The following is an 18,567-nucleotide window of genomic DNA, read 5'->3' as shown; positions in this document are numbered from 1 at the left end:
GGGTGGGCCACCTGACGCTGGTGGATCCGGACCGGGTGGACGTGACGAACCTGCCCCGGCAGCTCTGGCATCGCACCCAGGACGTGGGCCGCTTCAAGGCGGAGTCCGCCGCCGCCGGCCTCCTTCGAGCCTTCCCCGGCCTGAGCGTGGAGGCCCTGCCGGAACGGCTGGACGCGGGCAACGCCGAAGCGCTCTTCCGCGAGCACGACCTGGTGGTGGACGCCACCGACGGCGTGGCCACCAAGTTCTTCCTGTCGGACGTGGCGGTGCTCACCGGCGTGCCGCTGGTGTACGGCGGCGTGCTGCGCATGCATGGCCAGGCCCTGCGCATCGACCCCGGCGGCCCGTGCCTGCGCTGCCTCTACGAGGACGTGCCACCCCCGGACGCGGTGCCCACGTGCGCGCAGGCGGGCGTGCTGGGCGCGATGGCGGGGCTCATCGGCGCGGTGCAGGCGCTGCTCGCGCTGGAGCTGCTGGCGGGCGCGGCGGCGGGGCCCCGGGGCCAGGCCACGCTGCACGTGCTCGACGGCGAGACGCTGGAGGGGCGCACGGTGAAGGTGACGCGCGCGCCCGACTGCCCGGGCTGCAACATCCAGTCGCTGCCCCCGTTCCCCTCGTCCCAGGAGGACACCGCATGCCCGACGTGACGGCGACGTTGGACATCACCCGCGAGGTGTGTCCGATGACCTACGTGCGCACCAAGCTGAAGCTGGAGTCGCTGCCTCCGGACACGCTGCTGGAGGTGCTGCTCAAGGGCGACGAGCCCCTGAAGAACGTGCCCCGCAGCGCGAAGGACGAGGGCCACGACGTGGTGTCCCTGGATCCGCGCGGGGACGGCACGCACCGGTTGATCATCCGAAAGCGGGGGAAGTAAGCCATGGCCACGATTCGCATTCCCACACCCATGCGGACGCTCACGCGCAACCAGGCCGAGGTCCAGGCCACCGGCGCCACCGTGGGCGAAGTGCTGCGCGACCTGGAAGCGCGCTACCCTGGCATGGGCGCGCGCCTCTTCGACGACAAGGGCGCCGTGCGCCGGTACGTGAACATCTTCGTCAACGACGAGGACATGCGCGCGCTCAAGGCCCTGGAAACGCCGGTGAAGGACGCGGACCGGATCACCCTCATCCCGGCCATGGCGGGGGGCTGAAGGGGGCGTCATGGCGCTGCGCGAGGATCAGATTCTCCGCTACTCCCGGCAGATCCTCCTGCGGGACGTGGGCGGGCGCGGGCAGGAGGCCCTGCTGTCGGGCGGCGCGCGCGTGGACGGCCTGGGCGCGTCCGGCCTCACCGCGACGGCGTACCTGGCCGGCGGCGGTACCCCGGTGACGGGCGTGGGCGCGCTGACCATGGGGCCCTGGTCGCCGGGGTTCCTCGCGTCGGCGGCGGACGTGGGCCAGCCGGTGGCGGAGGTGCTGGCGCGCGTGGTCCCGGAGGTGAACCCGGACGCGGTGGGCACGCCCGGCGGCGGACTGCTCGCGGAGCTGCCGGCGGCCTGGAGCGGCGAGGCCCCCTGGGTCGCGCTGGGCGGTGACGGCGCGCGGGGCGCGGTGGTGTTCCGGGGCAAGGACGGCTGCGTCTGGTGCTTCGGAGAGACGGTGCGCCACCTGGGCACGCCGCCGGACGGGGCGATGGGCGTGGCCCTGGGCGCCCTGGGTGCGCTGGTGTTCCAGCGGCTGCGGCTGGGGTTGGGCCCGTCGCTGGGCGGCAGGTGGTTGAGCGCGCCGGGCGCGATGACGGACCTGGAGCCGCGCCGGTGCTCGCGCTGCGCGGCGGCGGAAGCGAAGCCCTGATCCAATCCGTCCCCCCGGAAGTCCTCGCCCGGATGATCCGCCACCTGGAGGACTCGTGGCCCCACGAGGGCTGCGGCGTGATCCTCCGGAGCGGGGCGGGGGAGGGGAACTCCTGGCGGGTCGTCCCCCTGCCCAACGCCTCCCCCACGCCACGCGTCGCCTACGCCTTCGCGCCGGAGGCGTGGCTCCAGGTGTGCCTGGACGCGGACACGCGACAGGAGGCCGTGGTCAGTGTCTTCCACTCGCACGTGGACGCGCCCGCAGTGTTCTCTAGCGAAGATCGACGCCAGGCCGCTCCGTCGGGAATCGCGCTGCTGCCCCAGGTGTCATATATTGTAGTCGCCATACGCGGAGGCCGAGCAGCCTCCGCCTCCCAGTCGGTTTGGAGCACGGGGGGTTTTCAGACTGTTCCGCTTCCATTGGCGGATTTCAGGTTTGAAAAACCCGTGTAAGGGCGGGAACTTGCCCGGCGACCAACCCCACCTGCGGAAAGGTGGGTCCGAATTGTCAAGTGACCGGGTTATCGTCTATAAAGCGGCGGTCAATTGGATCTGCCGCGTCCCACGCCGCGTGCAAGAAGCGCTCCGGACGCAGGGAGTTTGAACCCTTATGGCCCCCAACACTGGTTTCACCCTCTGGCTGACCGGCATGTCCGGGACCGGGAAGAGCACGACGGCCGCCTACATCGCGGCGCGCCTCCGGCAGGTCGGACGCAACGTGGAGGTCCTCGACGAGGGCGAACTCCAGAACGACCTGTGGGCCGGCATCGGCGACACCAAGGACGAGCGCAACATGGTGGTGCGCCGCCTGGGCTTCGTCGCCGGCCTCCTGGCCCGCAACGGCACGGCGGTGCTCGTCCCCTGCGTTAGCCCCTACAAGTCGAGCCGTGAGGAAGTGCGCCGCTCGGTGGGCAAGTACGTGGAGGTCTACGTCGACTGCCCCACGGAGAAGCTCATCGAGCGCGACACCACCGGCAAGTACAAGAAGGCGCTCAACGGCGAGATCCCGAACTTCATCGGCATCACGGAGCCCTACGAGCCGCCCACCTCCCCTGAGGTGACCATCTACTCCGACACGGAGTCGGTGGAGGACGGCGGCACGAAGATCTTCCAGGCCCTGCTGGACCTGGGCCTGATGACGACGGACGAGCTGAAGATCATCACCGGCAAGAAGATGAAGGCCAACCCGCTGCCGGCGAAGAAGGCCCGCCGCGACGAGGAGGAGGCCCCCGCCCGGGTCGCCGCCGTGAAGGCCGCGAAGACGCCCAAGGCGGACAAGGGTTCCAAGGGCGCCAAGGCGCGTCCGGCCACCCGCGCCGCCCGCGTGGGCAAGCCGGCCCCCGCCGCGAAGAAGAAGGCCGTGAAGGGCAAGGCCCGCTAGGGCCCCGCCGTCGTCCTGACTGTCGAAGGGCTCCAGGTTGCGCGCGCGATGCGCGTGCAATCCGGGGCCCTTCCGTTTTAGGAGTCCCCCATGCTGAGCCCCGAGCGGATTGAAGCCCTCTGTGAAGCGTCCCGCCCCAAGCTGGAGGCGATGCGCGAAGCCCTGCGCGCCCACGGCAGCGCGCTGGTGGCGTTCTCCGGCGGCGTGGACTCCACCTTCGTCCTCCAGGTCGCGGTGGAGGTGCTGGGCGAGCGTGCCCTGGCGCTCACCGCGCTGTCCGCCTCCGTCGCCCCGGAGGAGGAGCGAGAGGCGCGCGAGCTGGCGGCCCGCCTGGGCGCCCGCCACGTCGTCGTCTCCAGCAACGAGCTGGCGAACCCCAACTACGCCGCCAACCCCACCAACCGCTGCTACTTCTGCAAGACGGAGCTGTACGACCTCTGCGAGGCGAAGCGCGCGGAGCTGGGCCTCTCCGTGGTGCTGGACGGCTTCAACGCGGACGACTTCAAGGATCACCGCCCCGGCCACAAGGCCGCCAAGGAGCACCAGGTGTCGTCCCCCCTGGCGCAGGCCGGGCTCACCAAGGATGAGATCCGCGCGTGGAGCCGCAAGCTGGGGCTGCCCACCTGGGACAAGCCGCAGATGGCGTGCCTGGCGTCGCGCATCCCCTACGGCACGTCCGTGACGCGCGACCGGCTCCTGCAGATCGCCGCCGCGGAGTCGGAGCTGCGCGCCCTGGACTTCAAGCAGTTCCGCGTGCGCTACCACCAGGACGTGGCGCGCATCGAACTCGCCAGCGAGGAGTACCCGCGCTTCTTCGAGGCCGGCATCCGCGAGCGGATCAACGGCGCCTTCAAGTCCCTGGGCTTCAAGTTCGTGGCCCTGGACCTGGAGCCCTTCCGCTCCGGCCGCCTCAACGAGGCCGCCGGCATCACCCCCGCGGCCGGGGCAGGGCAGGGGAGTCCCGAGGGCTTCAAGCTCCCGGTGGTGGGGTGAAGCGTCTCCCCACCGTCGCCCTTCTGATCCTCCCGAGCCTGGCCGCCGCCCCCGTCGCCGCCGCGGAGTTCGTGGACGACGGGCCCTACGCGCGCCAGCGCTCGCTGATCCTCACCGTGGGGCCCGGGGTCACGTACACCGAACGGATCAGCGGTGACTCCGCCGTGTCCGGGCTCGCCGGGCACCTGGATCTGGGGGTGGGGCTCACCGTCGGCTACGAGGGGGATGAGGTGTTCCTCCTCGCGCGCGGCAGCACCGGCCGCCCCGGGGAGGAGCTGGCGCTGATCACCGGCTACCGCAGCGTGTTCGGATCCGAGTCGTGGCGGACCTTCTTTGATCTCGGCGTTTCCGTGCGTCCGATTTCTGGGCCGTGGCTGGGGCCTCGCATAGGGTTCGGCGCCAGACACACCCTCTCGGATCATTTCGCGCTGTACGGCGGGCTCGGCTTCACGTTCGGGTTCGGCTCCGGACTGCGCGCGGACACCGAGCTCTTCACCGGGTTGCAGTGGATCATCCCGGTGGGTTCGGCCTCGTAGGTTGTTTTCTTGAGGTTGTCCGACATTGTGAGAGGGTGTGTGCATCTGTCGGAGGCCACGCACTTGGACATGAATCCCCGCCTCACCTCGGTCGTGTTTCGTCTCAATCGCGAGAAGCTGGACGCCCTGAAGGAGCTGTCGCGCACCACGCGCATCCGTCAGAGCGAGTACCTCCGGGAGGCCATCTCGGATCTGCTGGCGAAGTACGAAGCGCGCTTCGTGGACTGAAAGCGCGACGTCAGCCCGGCGGCGCTCCCGTGAAGGGTGGCGCGTCGGGCAGACCGGGCGGGTGGAGGCGCTCGCCGGGCCCGAAGGGGTCCACCGCGGAAGGATAGCGGACCTCCCACAGCACCAGCCCATGCGCCGGGGCCTTGAAGCCGGCCAGGGACGTCCCCTCATCCAGCGCCGCGTGCCACTGCTCCTCGGACAGGAGCCCCGCGGCCACCTTCAGCGCGCTGCCCACCAGGTACCGCACCTGGTAGCGCGCGAAGCCATCTCCCGTCAGCCGCGCCTCGAAGAGCCCTCCGCCCAGCTCCCGCAGGGTGGCGGACGCGAGGGTGCGCGGCTTCTGGGGACTGGAGCGCTCGTGGAACGCGGTGAAGTCCCGCGTGCCCACGGCGCGCTCGAGCAGCGCCTCCAGCCGCTCCGGCGCCACCCGGTGCCCGGCCTGGAGCGTCCCGTCCGCCGCCACGTCCAGCGCGTACGGTCGCCATGTTTCCGAGGGCGGCGCGCCCAGCGTCAGGTGGTAGCGGTACTCCTTGCCGCTCGCGCTCCACTGGGCGTGGAACGCGCCCGGCGGCCGCTTCGCGATGCACAGCCCCACGTCCGGGGGCAGGTGCGGCGCGAGCCTCGCGGGCAGCGAGTCCAGCGGCACGTCCTCGTTCAGGCGCAGGCTGATGACCTGCATCCGGGCGTGCACGCCCCGGTCGGTCCGCCCGGACGGCATCACCGTCGCCGGTGAGCCTGCCTGCTCCAGGGCGTCTTCGAGCGCGTCCTGGACCGTGGGGCCTTCTACCTGGCGCTGGAAGCCGCGGAAGTTTCCACCGCGATACCAAGTCCACAGTACGGCGGGAATTCGTTTGAGCGAGGGCTTGGCCACGGCGTTGCGATGACGCTGGGAGACACACGATACTCCCGCGCGAATGCTGGCCGGACAAGAACTCGCGGTGGACAGTGATGGGCAGTGGCTTTTCCGACAGGGCGACCTGGTGCTGGGGCCCATCACCGCATCCCAGGTGGTGGAGAAGCTCTACACGGGGGAACTGACCCCGGACAGTCCGGTGGCGCCGGCGGGTGAGCGGGAGTTCCGGACGCTCCGGGACACCGCCGCCTTCCAAGTGCACATCGCGCGCTACGAGGCGCAGGGCCGCGTCGCCCAGACGATGCTCGTGGAGCAGGCCCGCAACCAGAAGCGCGTGAAGGTGCTGGGCGGGGTCGCCGCGGGCGTGGCGCTCCTCCTGGGCGTCACCGGCTGGTACCTGGCGCGCAACGCCGCCGTGTACGGCCTGTTCGGCGCGACAGAGGAGGGCGACGGCATCACCATGGACCCGCCCACCATCCGCCTGGCCCAGGCTCGGGGGGACGACGAGGACCTCTTCGCCTACCCGTCCAACGACCCGCGCCGCCCGGATCGCCCTGCGGGGCAGGGCAGTGCCACCCCCAGGACAGCGGGCAGTGGTGCGGTGGCCAGCGCCGCCGCGGCCAACCGGCCGCCCCGTTCGGGCAGCGTCTCCACGGATCCCGACGGCCTGGAGATGGCCCAGCAGTTCGACCAGGGCGCCATCAACCGCGTCGTCGCCGGCAACCAGTCCAAGCTCTTCCGCTGCTTCAAGGAGGAGGCCGAGCGCACGCCGGGCCTGGCCGCGAAGATTCCCATGGAGTTCGTCATCGGGAACGACGGCCGCGTGGCGAAGCTGTGGGTGGACAACCCCCAGTTCAAGCAGGGCCCACTCTTCGAGTGCCTCTTCGCCGAACTGAAGAAGTGGCCCTTCAAGGCCTACGACGGCGAGCGCGCCACCGTGGGGCTTTCGTTCAATATCGGCAAGCGAGGGTAGGGCGACTTTCTTGCCCACCCTGCGGACGTGCCCGATACAACAGGCATGTCCGCCTCTGTCGCCGAAGTCGAAATCGCCAAGAAGGCCATGAGCGTCCCCCCGGGGACGTTCCGCCACACCGTCCTCCTCGCCGCCAAGCGCTTCAAGTCCACCTGGGCGGAACTGGGCAAGCTGCTCGTCCAGGTCCGGGACGAAGCCAAGTACGAGGAGTGGGGCCACGCCTCCTTCGAGGCCTACTGCCTCAAGGAGCTGCACATCAAGAAGCAGACCGCGCTGAAGCTCACGCGCTCGTTCAGCTTCCTGGCCAAGCATGAAGCCCCGGAAGAGCTCCAGCAGCAGGAGTTCCCGGAGAAGGCCCCCGCCTTCGAGGTCGTGGAAGTCCTGGCCGACGCCGAGGAGCGCGGCCAGCTGTCCCCCACGGAATACAAGTCCCTGCGCGACAGCATCTGGAGCCCGGAGAAGTCCCCCACGGAGCTCAAGAAGGAATTCACCGAGCGCTTCCCCCGGCCCCCGCCGGAGCCGCCGCCGGAGAGCCTCCAGGTGCGGAAACTGGCGCAGATGGCGCGCAAGCTCGCCTCCGAGCTGGCGGGAAGCCGTCGAGTCCCCAACGCTGTCGCCGAGCGGGCGGCCGCCCTCGCGGACGATGTCGAAGAGATCGCGTCGAGCGTGACGGACGCCTGAGTCGCTGTTATCCAAGACCGACCCGTTGACCTGGGCTGAACGCTCCTGGGAAAGGGCACTCCTGACGGGCTTCCTGCCCGGAGGGGAGGGCCCTATAGTGGGTTCAGGGCCTGTAGCAGGTGGGCCTGGAGCCGTCGAAAGACGTGGGCGGCTTCGCGGGTGGTGGAGTGCGGTGGTCGGCGGAGAAGGTCCCGAACCGGGACCGGCGAACTCGGAGGCGGCAGTGAAGAAGGAGCACCACGTCAACCTGTCCTGCTCGTTCTGCGGCAAATCGCAGCGCGAGGTTCGGAAGCTCATCGCCGGACCCACGGTCTACATCTGCGACGAGTGCATCAAGCTGTGTAACGACATCATCGCGGACGAGAACGAACGCGAGGAGGGCAAGCCGCAGGTCAGCCTGCCCACGCCACTGGAGATCAAGGCGTTCCTCGACGACTACGTCATCGGTCAGGACCAGGCGAAGAAGGTCCTCTCGGTCGCGGTCTACAACCACTACAAGCGCATCTACCAGAAGAAGCCGGCCGCCCGGCCGCGCCCCGGTGTGAAGAGCCCCGGCGGCGAGGACGTGGAGCTGCAGAAGAGCAACATCCTGCTCATCGGCCCCACGGGCTCCGGCAAGACGCTGCTCGCCCAGTCCCTGGCGCGCTTCCTCAACGTTCCCTTCACCATCGCGGACGCCACCAGCCTCACCGAGGCCGGCTACGTGGGTGAGGACGTCGAGAACATCATCCAGAACCTCCTCCACAACGCCGACTACGACGTGGAGAAGGCGGCGCGCGGCATCGTCTACATCGACGAGATCGACAAGATCGCGCGCAAGGGCGACATGCCCAGCGCCACCCGCGACGTGGGCGGCGAGGGCGTGCAGCAGGCCCTGCTGAAGATCATCGAAGGCACCCGCGCCAACGTCACCCCGCGCGGCGGCAAGAAGTACAACCAGCAGGAGTACGTCCAGGTCGACACGACCAACATCCTCTTCATCTGCGGCGGTGCCTTCCACGGCATCGACGGCGTGATCAAACGCCGCGTGGGTGAGAAGGGCCTGGGCTTCGGCGCGAAGATCACCCACAAGGAAGAGCGCAGCGTGGGTGAGCTGCTGGCCATGACGGAGCCGGAAGACCTGATGAAGTTCGGGATGATCCCGGAGTTCATCGGCCGTCTGCCGATGATCGCGACGCTCAACGACCTGAAGGAGGATGACCTCGTCACCATCCTCACGATCCCGAAGAACGCCCTGGTGAAGCAGTACCAGAAGATGTTCGAGATCGAGAAGGTGAAGCTCTCCTTCACCAAGGAAGCGCTGCGCGCCATCGCCCGCGAGGCGATGCGCCGTCACTCCGGAGCGCGCGGCCTGCGCGCCATCATGGAGGACGCGATGCTGGAGATCATGTACGACGTGCCGTTCCGCGAGGGCGTCAAGGAGTGCAAGATCACCGAACAGGTGATCACCAAGCACGAGCCTCCGCAGATCGTCATGGAGAAGGAAAAGAAGACCGCCTGAGGTTTCCCCCGGCGGTCCGTTGCTTCCCACCCGGCGCCCCTCGCCTTCGCAGGCAGGGGCGCCGTGGTGTTTCTGGCGGCGCCCTTCGCTTCAGCTCTGCGTGACGCGCACCGTGGTCTTCATCTCGCGGCCGGTGGCGGGGTCCTTCGCGCGCATGGTGAGGATGCCCTCCACGCTCACGTCGAAGATGATCTCCACGTTCACCGTGCCGGCCTTGGCGGGCATGATGCCGGAGAAGGTGAACTCGCCCAGCAGGTCGTTGCGCGCCACCGTGTCGTGGTCGCCCTGGTAGATGCGCATGGCGAGCTCGGTCTGGTTGTCGATGCTCGTCGTGGCCAGGAGCTGCTTCGCGTTGGGGATGGACGCGTTGCGCGGGAAGACGACGTGGAAGCCGCCGTCGCCGCGCTCCAGGCCAATGGCCATGGGAATCACGTCCAGCAGCTGGATGCGCAGGTTGGTGTTGTCCTCGAGCGAGTGCGCGTAGAGCGCCGCGCCAATGGCCACCGCCTCGTCCGGGTGCACGCCCTTGCTGGGCGGCTTGCCGAAGAACTTGGTGAGCCGGTCCTGCACGACGGGCATGCGCGTCTGGCCGCCCACCAGCATCACTTCGTCGATGTCCTTGGTGGACAGGCCGGAGTCCACCAGCACGCGCGCCACCATCTGGAGGGTGCGGTCGACGAGCTGGTTCGTCAGCTGCTCCAGCATCTTGCGCGTGAACTTCATCTCGATGTTCAGGGGCTGGCCCTGCGCCGTCATCGTGATGAAGGGGATGTTGAAGGGCACTTCCTCGCGCGCGGACAGGTCGATCTTGGTCCGCTCCGCCAGGTCCTTGATGCGCTGCATGGCCACCGGGTCCGTGGCCAGGTCGATGCCCGTCTTGGCCGCGAAGTCCTTGAGGACGTGGTGGATGATGGCGTTGTCGAAGTCGATGCCGCCCAGGAACACGTCGCCGCCGGTGGCCTTCACCTCGAAGACGCGGTCGCGGATCTCGATGATGGAGACGTCGAAGGTGCCGCCGCCCAGGTCGTAGATGACGACCTTCTCCTTGAGCGTCTTGCCCACGCCGTAGGCGAGCGCCGCCGCGGTGGGCTCGTTGATGATGCGCACCACCTCCAGGTCGATGAGCTTGCCGGCGTCCTTCACCGACTGGCGCTGCCGGTCGTTGAAGTACGCGGGCACCGTCACCACCGCGCGCTTGATGGGCGTCTTCAGGTAGTTGGCGGCGACGTCGCGGATCTTCCCCAGGATCTTCGCGCTGATCTCCTGGAGGGTGAACTCCTTCTTGCCCACGTCCAGGGTGACGTCGTTCTTGGCCCCGGCGCGCATGTTGTACGCCACGGACTTCTTCATCACGCCGACGACGTCACTGCTGTAGTTGACGCCGACCAGGCGCTTGGCGCCGTAGACGGTGTTGCGCGGGTTGAGCTGCCACTGGCGCTTCGCCTCGAAGCCGATGAGCTCGTTGCCCTTGTCGTCGATGGCGAAGATGGAGGGGATGGTGTACTCGCCGCCCTTGTAGGGGATGAGCTTGACGTTCCCGCTGTCCTCGACGATCGCCGCGCACGAGTTCGTCGTGCCGAGGTCGATGCCGATGATGGGCTCCTTGTGCATCGCGTGTGGGCTCCGGGTGAGGCGTTGCGGCTCTGTGGGGTGTGGCAGTCCGGGACCGTATCTCACCCATCCCGGGTGCGCGAATCACCAACCATCCGTCATCCGACGGACGCCCTCAAACTTCCAGCGCGCCTGAACGTCCCACCCCGGGCGCCCGCCTGGCCGGGTGGGACACGGCCGGCGTCCAAGCGCGCGGCCCCGAACAGACCGGCCGCCCGGGAGGTTTACATCCCCCGGGCCGGGAACGAAGGTCGTTCCCCGGGGTTCACATGCGACGGCGAAGCGCCGTGGCTACATCCGAGAGACTACCCACCCACAGAGGGGAGCCGCCGTGGAAGCGAAGGGCTATCTGCAAGAGGTGGGCGCACAGGTCAGCGCCGACTTCGTCAAGAACCGGTCCATCCTGTCCTTCGAGGAGTACCTGACGCTCTTCTTCACGGACCCGCGGGGCCAGTCGCGCAACGCGGCGCAGTACCTGCGGGACGTGATGGACCACTACGGCACGGAAGCCGTACCGCACCCCACCGGCACCATCCGGCGCTTCAAGGTCTTCGACGTCCCGTCCGCCGACCATGACGGCCGCGTCGCCGGGCAGGAGGAGGTGCAGAACGCCCTCTACCGCATCCTGGGCAACTTCGTGCGCGCCGGCCGCATCAACAAGCTCATCATGCTGCACGGCCCCAACGGCAGCGCGAAGTCCAGCCTGGTCAACGCGCTGAAGCAGGGGATGGAGGACTACTCCCGCCAGCCTCAAGGGGCCCTCTACCGCATCGCGTGGGTGTTCCCGTCGGAGAAGCTCATCAAGGGCTCCATCGGCTTCGGCGAGCGCGCGGGCACGAAGTCCACCGAGGGCGAGCTCACCACGTACGCCCACCTGGACGCGGAGGACCTGGACCTGCGCATGCCCTGCGAGCTGCGCGACCATCCGCTGTTCGCGGTTCCGCCGGCGGAGCGCAAGGCCCTGCTGGAGGGGGCGCTCAAGAAGAAGGGGCTGGGCACCGGCGACGGGGAGACGGGGGACTTCATCCTGTCCGACTACGTGCGCGACGGCGAGCTGTGCGCCAAGTGCCGCCGCATCTACACGGCATTGCTCAACTCCTACGGCGGGGACTACCTCAAGGTCCTTCGCCACGTGCAGGTGGAGCGCTTCTACGTGTCGCGCCGCTACCAGGTGGGCACGGTGACGGTGGAGCCGCAGATGAGCGTGGACGCCGCCGCGCAGCAGATTTCGGCGGACCGCACCCAGCTCAACCTGCCCGCCGCGCTGCACAGCACGGTGCTCTTCGAGCCGCACGGCCCGCTGGTACACGCCAACCGCGGCCTGATTGAATACGCGGACCTGCTCAAGCGCCCGCTGGAGGCCTTCAAGTACCTGCTGGGCTTCAGCGAGACGAGCGAGGTGCCCCTGGAGCCCTTCGTCCTCCAGCTGGACGAGGTGCTCATCGCGTCCTCCAACGAGAAGCACCTGGGCGCCTTCAAGGAGCTGCCGGACTTCGCGTCGTTCAAGGGCCGCATCGAGCTGGTGCGCGTGCCGTACCTGCGCCGCTACAAGGTCGAGCAGGAGATCTACGACGCGCAGATCACCGCCACGTCCGTGGGCAAGCACGTCGCGCCGCACGCCACGGAGGTGGCCGCGATGTGGGCGGTGCTCACGCGCCTGAAGAAGCCCATCCCGGACCGCTACCCGGCCAACGTGAAGCCGCTGGTGGATCAGGTGGCGCCCGCGGAGAAGATGCACCTGTACCAGGAGGGTGGGGTGCCCGCGCGGCTGTCGTCCTCGAACACCAAGGAGCTGCTCAAGCTGCGCGAGGAGATGTACGAGGAGTCCGACGCGTACCCCAACTACGAGGGCCGCTCCGGCGCGAGCGCGCGGGAGATCAAGACGGCGCTCTTCAACGCCGCGCAGAACCCGGATTACAAGTGCCTCCATGCGCTGGCGGTGCTGGAGGAACTGCACGCGCTCTGCAAGGACAAGAGCGTCTACGAGTTCCTCCTCCAGGAGGTGATGGACGGCTACCACGACCACGAGACCTTCGTGCGCGTGGTGGAGGGCGAGTACCTGGACCGCGTGGATTCAGAAGTGCGCGACTCCATGGGCCTGGTGTCCGAAGGCCAGTACCGCGAGCTGGTGGAGCGCTACATCCAGAGCGTCAGCCACTGGGTGCGCGGGGAGAAGATGCGCAACCGCGTGACGGGCGAGTCGGAGAAGCCGGACGAGGCGCGCATGGCGGAGGTGGAGGCCATCGTGATGCCGCAGGGCGAGGCGCCTCCGGACTTCCGCCGGGGGCTCATCGCGAGCATCGGCGCGCACCGGCTGGACAACCCGGACGGCGCCATGGACTACCCGCGCATCTTCCCGGACATGTTCAAGCGCCTGCGCGACCACTACTTCGAGGAGCGCAAGCGCGTGCTGCGCAAGAACAAGGAGAACATCCTCAAGTACCTCTCCGAGGACCGCAACCAGCTCTCCCCGCGCGAGCAGTCCCAGGTGCAGGACACGCTCAAGACGATGGCGGACCGCTACGGCTACTGCGAGTTCTGCGCGAAGGACGCCATCCTGTTCCTGATGCGGCAGCGCTACGGCTGATGGCGAGCGGCGGGCAGGCATCCGAAAGCCGATGTCTGCTCGCCTGCTTCCCAATCCGGGCCGGTGCTCGGGATGATGGGACCTCACACCGAGTTTGCGCGTGTGTCGTCGTCTTTCGTCCCTCCTCTTCCTTGCGCCTGGAGTGTTGATGAACCGGTTGCTGTTGGGCACCCCCCTCCTGTGGGCCCTCGTGTCGTGCGCCAGTGCCCCGTCGCAGTCCTCGTCGGACACCCCGGTCGCGACGCACACGCAGGCCCCGCTCCGGGTGGAGCGGGTGCTGTCCAGGCCCGAGCCCACGCCGAAGCCCACGCGCAAGGCGATGGTGCGGCGCATCCTCCCGCTCAACGTGCGGCTGGTGACGACGGAGGGCGGCAAGGTGCGCCGCTCGGCGTCGGGCGTCGTCATCGGGACGGAGGCCGGGGAGTCCGGCCCCGTCAGCTACGTGCTCACCAACGCGCACGCGGTGGAGAAGGGCGACCTCACGGACCCCGTGCTCAAGGTCGTGCTGGACCGGCGCGCGGAGTCGCACGAGTACGCCGCGGAGGTGGTGGCCACGGGCGAGGTGCCGGACGTGGACCTGGCGCTGCTGCGCGTGACGGGCGTGACGTGGCCCGTGGCGGAGCTGGCGGCGGACGACGAGCCGGAGCCGGGCGAGGACGTGGTGGTGGCGGCGTCCCCGTACGGCCGCGCGCTGTCCATCTCCGGCGGCATGGTGTCCCAGGTGGAATGGGACAAGCAGACGAAGCACCCGCGCATGCTGAAGACGGACGCGCCCATCGGCTACGGGGCCTCCGGCGGCGGCATCTTCAGCATGGAGACGGGGCGCCTCCTGGCCATCGTGGAGGGCTACCGCACCGCGAAGGTGGACTTCGAGGTCGCCGCCCAGAACTTCAGCTTCGACGTGCCCATGCCCGGGGAGACCTTCGCCGCGCCCAGCGCCAAGGTGCGCGGCTTCATGCAGGCGAAGGGCTTCGGCCGGCTGCTGGAGCGCTCCGCGGACGCGGACGGCGCGGGGCCTCAGAAGACCGCGAGTCGCTGATCCGACAGCGCCCCGGCCTGGAAATTGGTGCGGCGCTGATCCGGCGTTAGAGCTGCGGGCTCATCCGCTGGAGGGTTCACGCGCATGTCCGCTCGGGGCAATTGGGATCAGTACTTCATGGACATCGCCCAGCAGGTGGCCACCCGCGCCACCTGTGACCGCAAGCATGTGGGCGCGGTGCTGGTGCGGGACAAGACCATCCTGTCCACCGGCTACAACGGCGCCATCCGCGGCCTGCCCCACTGCGACGAGGTGGGCCACATGATGGAAAACGGCCACTGCGTGGCCACCGTCCACGCGGAGGCCAACGCCATCATCCAGGCGGCGAAGAACGGCGTCGGCATTGATGGCGCGACCATCTACACGACCGCCAGCCCCTGCTGGCCGTGCTTCAAGCTGATCGCGAACAGCGGCTGCACCCGCATCGTGTTCGGCGAGTTCTACCGGGACCCGCGCATCTTCGAGTACGCGGCCCGGCTGGGCCTCCAGCTCGTCGGCCTGGGCGCCGCCGCGCAGCCTCCGGTGCCCGCAACCGGGACGTGAAGGCGCCGCCGTGTCCGGGGGTGGACAACCCCTGGACGCGGTGATCGCGCGGTGCAGGGTTCCCGTTCGTTGAATGACACTTGGGAGAGGTCCTAAGTGGCCGTTCCGACACGGGAATTTTAGAACTCCGGCAAGAATTACCGACCCAGGGTTGACGATCCCCGGGGTGCTCCCTAAATCCTGGCTCCGGTAGGGCGGCGGCGGGGGTGGGGAGACGGAAATTCCTAGGAGTTCCAGGTGGTTAGCTCAACAGCAATGGCTAGCAGTGTGCCCTCTGTCCAGGATGTGTCGGATCCCGTGGTGGGCGCTGCCCGCTATGACGCGGTTCCGCCGCTGATGGACAGCCTGTTGCACGACGTGCGCAACCCGCTCAACGCGCTGGCCATCCATCTCGAGGTGCTCTCCGAGAAGCTCAAGGGCGAGTCCGGCCAGGTGCCGGCCACGCAGGAGAAGAACCTCAAGGCCATGCGCGAGCAGATCGCTCGCGTGGACGGGCTGCTCAAGCTCTTCTCGGACTTCATCGTGTTTCGCGGGGCGGGCCCCTCCGGGGACGCGCCGCTGTCGGATGCCACCGGCAAGGCCCTGGACGTGCTGGGCCACGAGAGCCGCCGGCGCCGACTCCAGGTCACCCGCGCCATCGAGCCGGACGTGCAGGCCCGCATGGAGGACACCACCGAGCTGGGGTTCTTCCTGGTGCAGGTGCTGATGCGCGCCTTCCAGCGCGCGGAGTCCGGCGGCACCGTGGTCGTCGCCGTCCGCGCCGAAGGTCCTCAGGCGGTGCTGGAGGTCGTGGACGGCTCCTCGGCGCCCGAGCGGGCGACGGACACCGTGGCCGCGCTGACGCTTCGCGCGGCCCAGCTGGGCATCGAATTCAGCATTCAGGCGGGCACGTGCCGCCTCGTGTTCCCGCGCGCCTGAGGTTCCCCCTCTTCAGGCGCTGACGGTCTTCCATCCGGTTTTTCATCACGCTTCATCGCAGTGGAGGTTTTCACCTTGGGCAGCGCACGAATCCTGGCCGTGGATGACGAACGTGAGACCTGCGAGGCCCTGGCGGAGATGTTGTCCGCCTGGGGTCACAAGGTCGAGACCGCGTTCGACGGGCATGACGCCCTCCGCAAGGCCGGTGAGTTCCGGCCCGACGTCGTCCTGTCGGATCTCGCCATGCCGGAGACGGACGGCCTGTGGCTCCTGCGCAACCTGCGCGAGGAGCTGCCGGACTGCCCGGTGGTGTTCCTCACCGGCCGCGGCACCATCGACACCGCGGTGGAGTCCATCCGCGAGGGTGCCTACGACTTCATCGTGAAGCCGCTGGACACCGCGCGGCTCAAGGTCTGCATCGACCGCGCGCTGGAGAAGAAGGAGACCATGCGCGAGGTGCAGACGCTCCGGCGCCGCCTCAAGCAGCTGGGCTCCACGGACCTCATCGCCGGCTCCACCGGGATGCGCAAGGTCATCGAGATGATCGAGAAGGTGGCCCCCTCCAAGGCCTCCGTCTCCATCAGCGGCGAGTCCGGCACGGGCAAGGAAGTGGTGGCCCGCACGGTGCACAACCTGTCCCTGCGCCGCGACAAGCCCTTCATCGCCATCAACTGCGCGTCCATTCCCGCGACGCTGATTGAATCCGAGCTCTTCGGTCACGAGCGCGGCGCCTTCACCGGCGCGGATCAGCGCCGCCCGGGCGTGTTCGAGATGGCCCACGGCGGCACGCTCTTCCTGGACGAGTTGGGTGAAATCCCCATCGACCTGCAGGCCAAGCTCCTGCGCGTGCTGGAAGAGGGCCGCCTGCGCCGGCTGGGCGGCAAGGTGGAGATCGAAGTGGACGTGCGCGTGCTGTCCGCCACGAACCGCGACCTGAAGCAGGAGATCAAGAACCAGCGCTTCCGCGAGGACCTCTACTTCCGCCTCAACGTGTTCCAGCTGCACCTGCCGCCCCTGCGCGAGCGCCGGGACGACGTGCCCATCCTGGTCCAGCACTTCGTGGACAAGTTCCGCGGGGACTCCGCCAAGCGCGTCTCCGGCGTGCACCCGGACGCGATGGAGGTGCTCAAGAACTACGACTGGCCGGGCAACATTCGCGAGCTGCGCAACGCCGTGGAGCGCGCCGTCATCCTCTGCGACGGGGAGCTGATCACCCGCGAGCACCTGCCGCCCGACATGGCCGGCAAGAGCCCGGAGCGCCACACGTTCAAGCTGCCGTTCGGCCTGAGCCTGGACGCCGTGGAGCGCGAGTACATCCTGGGCAGCCTCCAGCGCAACGGGAACAACAAGGCCCGCACGGCGGAGGTGCTGGGGGTGAGCGAGAAGACGCTCTACAACAAGCTCAACCGCTACGCGGCGGAGAACCGGGCGCAGGGCACCCCGGGTGGCGGCAGCCCCCTGGGTGGTCAGGGCAACGACGGCCCCATGGGGGCCAGCAGCTTCCTGACCCGCTGATCAGCGCCACCCCGTTGGGGCTGGCGGCGGATGGCTGCCAGCCGCTGACCTGATGGGTAGGCGGGAAGGGCCGGATTCCAGGCCCTTGGCAGGGCTCCTGGAGGGCACGCACGGGGCCTCCCCAAGCCGGTTTAAACGGGCGGGGGAGGTCTCGAAAACCCCTGTCAATTCTTGACTTTTCCCCCCTGGACGGGGGATCCTCCGGGCCTCTCCCACCCGTTGGTGAGGGCCCGGCCGGGACGTTTCATTTCGGGCCACGTCCGCCCCCCATGGTGCGGTCGTCCGACGTGAGTCATCTGGGGTGCCGCCGGGGGGGCACAAGGAAGGCCACAACGCAATGAGCGACGCGAGAGTACTTCACTTCTTCGGCGGCAAGGGCGGGGTCGGCAAGACCACGCTCGCGGCAGCGTACGCGGTGAGGCTCTCCGAAGAAGCGCCCAAGCAGAAGGTGCTGGTTGTCTCGTTGGATCAGGTCCAGTCCCTGTCGGACCTCGTGAAGAAGAAGCTGCCGGCGAAGCCCACCAAGCTGCAGGCGGGCAAGGGCGAGGGCGGCCTCTTCGGAGCGGAGCTGAACCCTGCCGCGCTGCTCAAGCCGTTCCTGGCGGAGTACCTGCCGGCGCTGGCGAAGGCGGCGGTGAAGGGCACGCACCTGTCGGACGAGGAGATGGGCAAGCTCTACCAGCAGGCGGTGCCCGGGCTGGAGGAGCTGGTGGCCCTCTTCCACGTGGTGGACCTGCTGGAGTCGGGCGAGTTCGACCGCATCGTCGTGGACACGGCGCCCACCAGCCACACGCTGCGCCTGTTCGACATGCCGGCGCAGCTGCGCAAGTTCCTGGGCTTCGTGAAGGCGGGCCAGGACCGCGCCGCCCCGGCCCCCAGCGGCAAGGGCAAGAAGGCGGCCGCGGCGGCGGAGGCGGCTCCCGCGGGCTTCCTGGAGCAGGTGGGCCAGAAGGCGGAGAAGCTGCTGGCGCTGCTGAAGGACCCCGCGCGCACGGCCTTCCACCTGGTCGCGCTGGCGGAGCCGGTGCCGGAAGCGCAGACGCGCATGTACTTCACCCAGCTGCGCGAGCGCGGGCTGCCGGTGACGGAAGTCGTGGTCAACCAGGTGGAGGACCACGAGGGCTGTCCGGCGTGCCAGGGCCGCCGCGGCCTGCAGGCGCCCCACGTGCGCAAGTACCAGGCGCTGGACAAGACCGTGCCCGTGAACCTGCTGGGCCGCCGCGAGGTGGCGCCCCGGGGGCTGGACGGGCTGAAGGAGTTCGCCAAGGAGTGGGCGGCGGGCAAGGAGACCAAGGCGCTGGAGTTCAGCGCGGCCGAAGGGCCTCCGGCGCTGGTGCGCGCCCCGTCCATGCCTCCCATCGCGGCGCCCCCGCTGCCGCCCACGCGGCTCATCTTCTTCGTGGGGCAGGGCGGGGT

20 protein-coding genes are annotated in these 18,567 nt (G+C 68.9%); 18 read left to right on the top strand and 2 right to left on the bottom strand.

Translation table 11 applies throughout. From position 1 onward, the window contains the following. The 9 genes from D7W79_RS21720 to D7W79_RS21680 form a co-directional block, all read left to right on the top strand. A partial coding sequence (locus tag D7W79_RS21720; protein WP_147442004.1) for a HesA/MoeB/ThiF family protein occupies nucleotides 1–647 on the top strand: 647 nt, incomplete at its 5' end. Then, nucleotides 635–874 (top strand): sulfurtransferase TusA family protein, encoded by a 240-nt coding sequence (locus D7W79_RS21715; protein ID WP_014396694.1) that lies wholly within the window; start codon nucleotides 635–637, stop codon nucleotides 872–874. The genes D7W79_RS21720 and D7W79_RS21715, both read left to right, overlap by 13 nt. A gap of 3 nt (nucleotides 875–877) precedes the next feature. Continuing rightward, nucleotides 878–1,150: a ubiquitin-like small modifier protein 1 gene (locus D7W79_RS21710; RefSeq protein WP_120527299.1), complete on the top strand. Its 273-nt coding sequence runs from the start codon at nucleotides 878–880 to the stop codon at nucleotides 1,148–1,150. A gap of 10 nt (nucleotides 1,151–1,160) precedes the next feature. Next, the gene (locus D7W79_RS21705; RefSeq protein WP_120527298.1) at nucleotides 1,161–1,793 is read left to right on the top strand and encodes a HesA/MoeB/ThiF family protein; all 633 of its coding nucleotides are present in this window, start codon (nucleotides 1,161–1,163) and stop codon (nucleotides 1,791–1,793) included. Next, nucleotides 1,712–2,245 (top strand): M67 family metallopeptidase, encoded by a 534-nt coding sequence (locus tag D7W79_RS21700; protein WP_338078817.1) that lies wholly within the window; start codon nucleotides 1,712–1,714, stop codon nucleotides 2,243–2,245. The genes D7W79_RS21705 and D7W79_RS21700 overlap by 82 nt, the downstream gene beginning before the upstream one ends. A 157-nt stretch (nucleotides 2,246–2,402) precedes the next feature. Continuing rightward, nucleotides 2,403–3,173, top strand: a complete 771-nt coding sequence (gene cysC / locus D7W79_RS21695; protein ID WP_120527296.1) for an adenylyl-sulfate kinase — start codon at nucleotides 2,403–2,405, stop codon at nucleotides 3,171–3,173. Between the two features lie 90 nt (nucleotides 3,174–3,263). Further along, nucleotides 3,264–4,166, top strand: a complete 903-nt coding sequence (larE, locus tag D7W79_RS21690) for an ATP-dependent sacrificial sulfur transferase LarE (protein ID WP_120527295.1) — start codon at nucleotides 3,264–3,266, stop codon at nucleotides 4,164–4,166. After that, nucleotides 4,163–4,702, top strand: a complete 540-nt coding sequence (locus D7W79_RS21685; RefSeq protein ID WP_244221894.1) for a hypothetical protein — start codon at nucleotides 4,163–4,165, stop codon at nucleotides 4,700–4,702. Before larE ends, D7W79_RS21685 begins: the two co-directional genes overlap by 4 nt. Before the next feature lie 63 nt (nucleotides 4,703–4,765). Then, nucleotides 4,766–4,930: a ribbon-helix-helix domain-containing protein gene (locus D7W79_RS21680; protein ID WP_014396701.1), complete on the top strand. Its 165-nt coding sequence runs from the start codon at nucleotides 4,766–4,768 to the stop codon at nucleotides 4,928–4,930. Between the two features lie 10 nt (nucleotides 4,931–4,940). On the opposite strand, the gene D7W79_RS21675 is transcribed toward D7W79_RS21680, so the two are convergent. Beyond that, on the bottom strand, nucleotides 4,941–5,801 hold the full coding sequence (locus tag D7W79_RS21675; protein WP_120527294.1) for a tRNA pseudouridine synthase A: 861 nt from the start codon (nucleotides 5,799–5,801) through the stop codon (nucleotides 4,941–4,943). Between the two features lie 43 nt (nucleotides 5,802–5,844). Here D7W79_RS21675 and D7W79_RS21670 point away from each other — a divergent pair, with 43 nt between their 5' ends. The 3 genes from D7W79_RS21670 to clpX all read left to right on the top strand — a co-directional run bounded on the left by D7W79_RS21670 (nucleotide 5,845) and on the right by clpX (nucleotide 8,938). After that, on the top strand, nucleotides 5,845–6,756 hold the full coding sequence (locus D7W79_RS21670) for an AgmX/PglI C-terminal domain-containing protein (protein WP_120527293.1): 912 nt from the start codon (nucleotides 5,845–5,847) through the stop codon (nucleotides 6,754–6,756). 27 nt (nucleotides 6,757–6,783) lie between these two features. Then, the gene (locus D7W79_RS21665) at nucleotides 6,784–7,437 is read left to right on the top strand and encodes a hypothetical protein (RefSeq protein WP_171413226.1); all 654 of its coding nucleotides are present in this window, start codon (nucleotides 6,784–6,786) and stop codon (nucleotides 7,435–7,437) included. Nucleotides 7,438–7,660: 223 nt separating this feature from the next. Beyond that, entirely contained in the window at nucleotides 7,661–8,938 is a 1,278-nt protein-coding gene (gene clpX / locus D7W79_RS21660) for an ATP-dependent Clp protease ATP-binding subunit ClpX (protein WP_120527291.1), read from the top strand. Nucleotides 8,939–9,028: 90 nt separating this feature from the next. On the opposite strand, the gene D7W79_RS21655 is transcribed toward clpX, so the two are convergent. After that, nucleotides 9,029–10,549, bottom strand: coding sequence for an Hsp70 family protein (locus D7W79_RS21655; RefSeq protein WP_120527290.1), 1,521 nt, complete (start codon nucleotides 10,547–10,549; stop codon nucleotides 9,029–9,031). Between the two features lie 331 nt (nucleotides 10,550–10,880). Between D7W79_RS21655 and D7W79_RS21650 the strand changes: the two genes are divergently transcribed. The 6 genes from D7W79_RS21650 to D7W79_RS21625 all read left to right on the top strand — a co-directional run. After that, a complete protein-coding gene (locus tag D7W79_RS21650; RefSeq protein WP_120527289.1) occupies nucleotides 10,881–13,136 on the top strand; it encodes a PrkA family serine protein kinase in 2,256 nt (751 codons plus the stop codon). 148 nt (nucleotides 13,137–13,284) lie between these two features. Continuing rightward, the gene (locus D7W79_RS21645) at nucleotides 13,285–14,175 is read left to right on the top strand and encodes a S1C family serine protease (RefSeq protein ID WP_120527288.1); all 891 of its coding nucleotides are present in this window, start codon (nucleotides 13,285–13,287) and stop codon (nucleotides 14,173–14,175) included. 84 nt (nucleotides 14,176–14,259) lie between these two features. After that, entirely contained in the window at nucleotides 14,260–14,718 is a 459-nt protein-coding gene (locus tag D7W79_RS21640; protein WP_120527287.1) for a deoxycytidylate deaminase, read from the top strand. 285 nt (nucleotides 14,719–15,003) lie between these two features. Further along, a complete protein-coding gene (locus D7W79_RS21635; RefSeq protein WP_338078816.1) occupies nucleotides 15,004–15,636 on the top strand; it encodes a histidine kinase dimerization/phospho-acceptor domain-containing protein in 633 nt (210 codons plus the stop codon). 75 nt (nucleotides 15,637–15,711) lie between these two features. Beyond that, nucleotides 15,712–17,151, top strand: a complete 1,440-nt coding sequence (gene nla6 / locus D7W79_RS21630; protein WP_120527285.1) for an enhancer binding protein Nla6 — start codon at nucleotides 15,712–15,714, stop codon at nucleotides 17,149–17,151. Between the two features lie 337 nt (nucleotides 17,152–17,488). Continuing rightward, on the top strand, nucleotides 17,489–18,567 hold a 1,079-nt coding region (locus tag D7W79_RS21625; protein WP_147442003.1), incomplete at its 3' end, for an ArsA family ATPase.

The sequence above is a fragment of the Corallococcus exercitus genome, assembly GCF_003611585.1.
In the GTDB taxonomy this organism is placed as follows: domain Bacteria; phylum Myxococcota; class Myxococcia; order Myxococcales; family Myxococcaceae; genus Corallococcus; species Corallococcus exercitus.
This window is presented reverse-complemented; position numbering and strand designations above follow the sequence as displayed.

Coding starts and splice junctions, on each gene's coding strand:
- D7W79_RS21705 (WP_120527298.1), top strand. CDS start 1,161: ATGGCGCTGCGCGAGGATCAGATTCTCCGCTACTCCCGGCAGATCCTC.
- D7W79_RS21655 (WP_120527290.1), bottom strand. CDS start 10,549: ATGCACAAGGAGCCCATCATCGGCATCGACCTCGGCACGACGAACTCG.
- D7W79_RS21715 (WP_014396694.1), top strand. CDS start 635: ATGCCCGACGTGACGGCGACGTTGGACATCACCCGCGAGGTGTGTCCG.
- D7W79_RS21710 (WP_120527299.1), top strand. CDS start 878: ATGGCCACGATTCGCATTCCCACACCCATGCGGACGCTCACGCGCAAC.
- D7W79_RS21670 (WP_120527293.1), top strand. CDS start 5,845: ATGCTGGCCGGACAAGAACTCGCGGTGGACAGTGATGGGCAGTGGCTT.
- D7W79_RS21645 (WP_120527288.1), top strand. CDS start 13,285: ATGAACCGGTTGCTGTTGGGCACCCCCCTCCTGTGGGCCCTCGTGTCG.
- cysC (WP_120527296.1), top strand. CDS start 2,403: ATGGCCCCCAACACTGGTTTCACCCTCTGGCTGACCGGCATGTCCGGG.
- larE (WP_120527295.1), top strand. CDS start 3,264: ATGCTGAGCCCCGAGCGGATTGAAGCCCTCTGTGAAGCGTCCCGCCCC.
- D7W79_RS21640 (WP_120527287.1), top strand. CDS start 14,260: ATGTCCGCTCGGGGCAATTGGGATCAGTACTTCATGGACATCGCCCAG.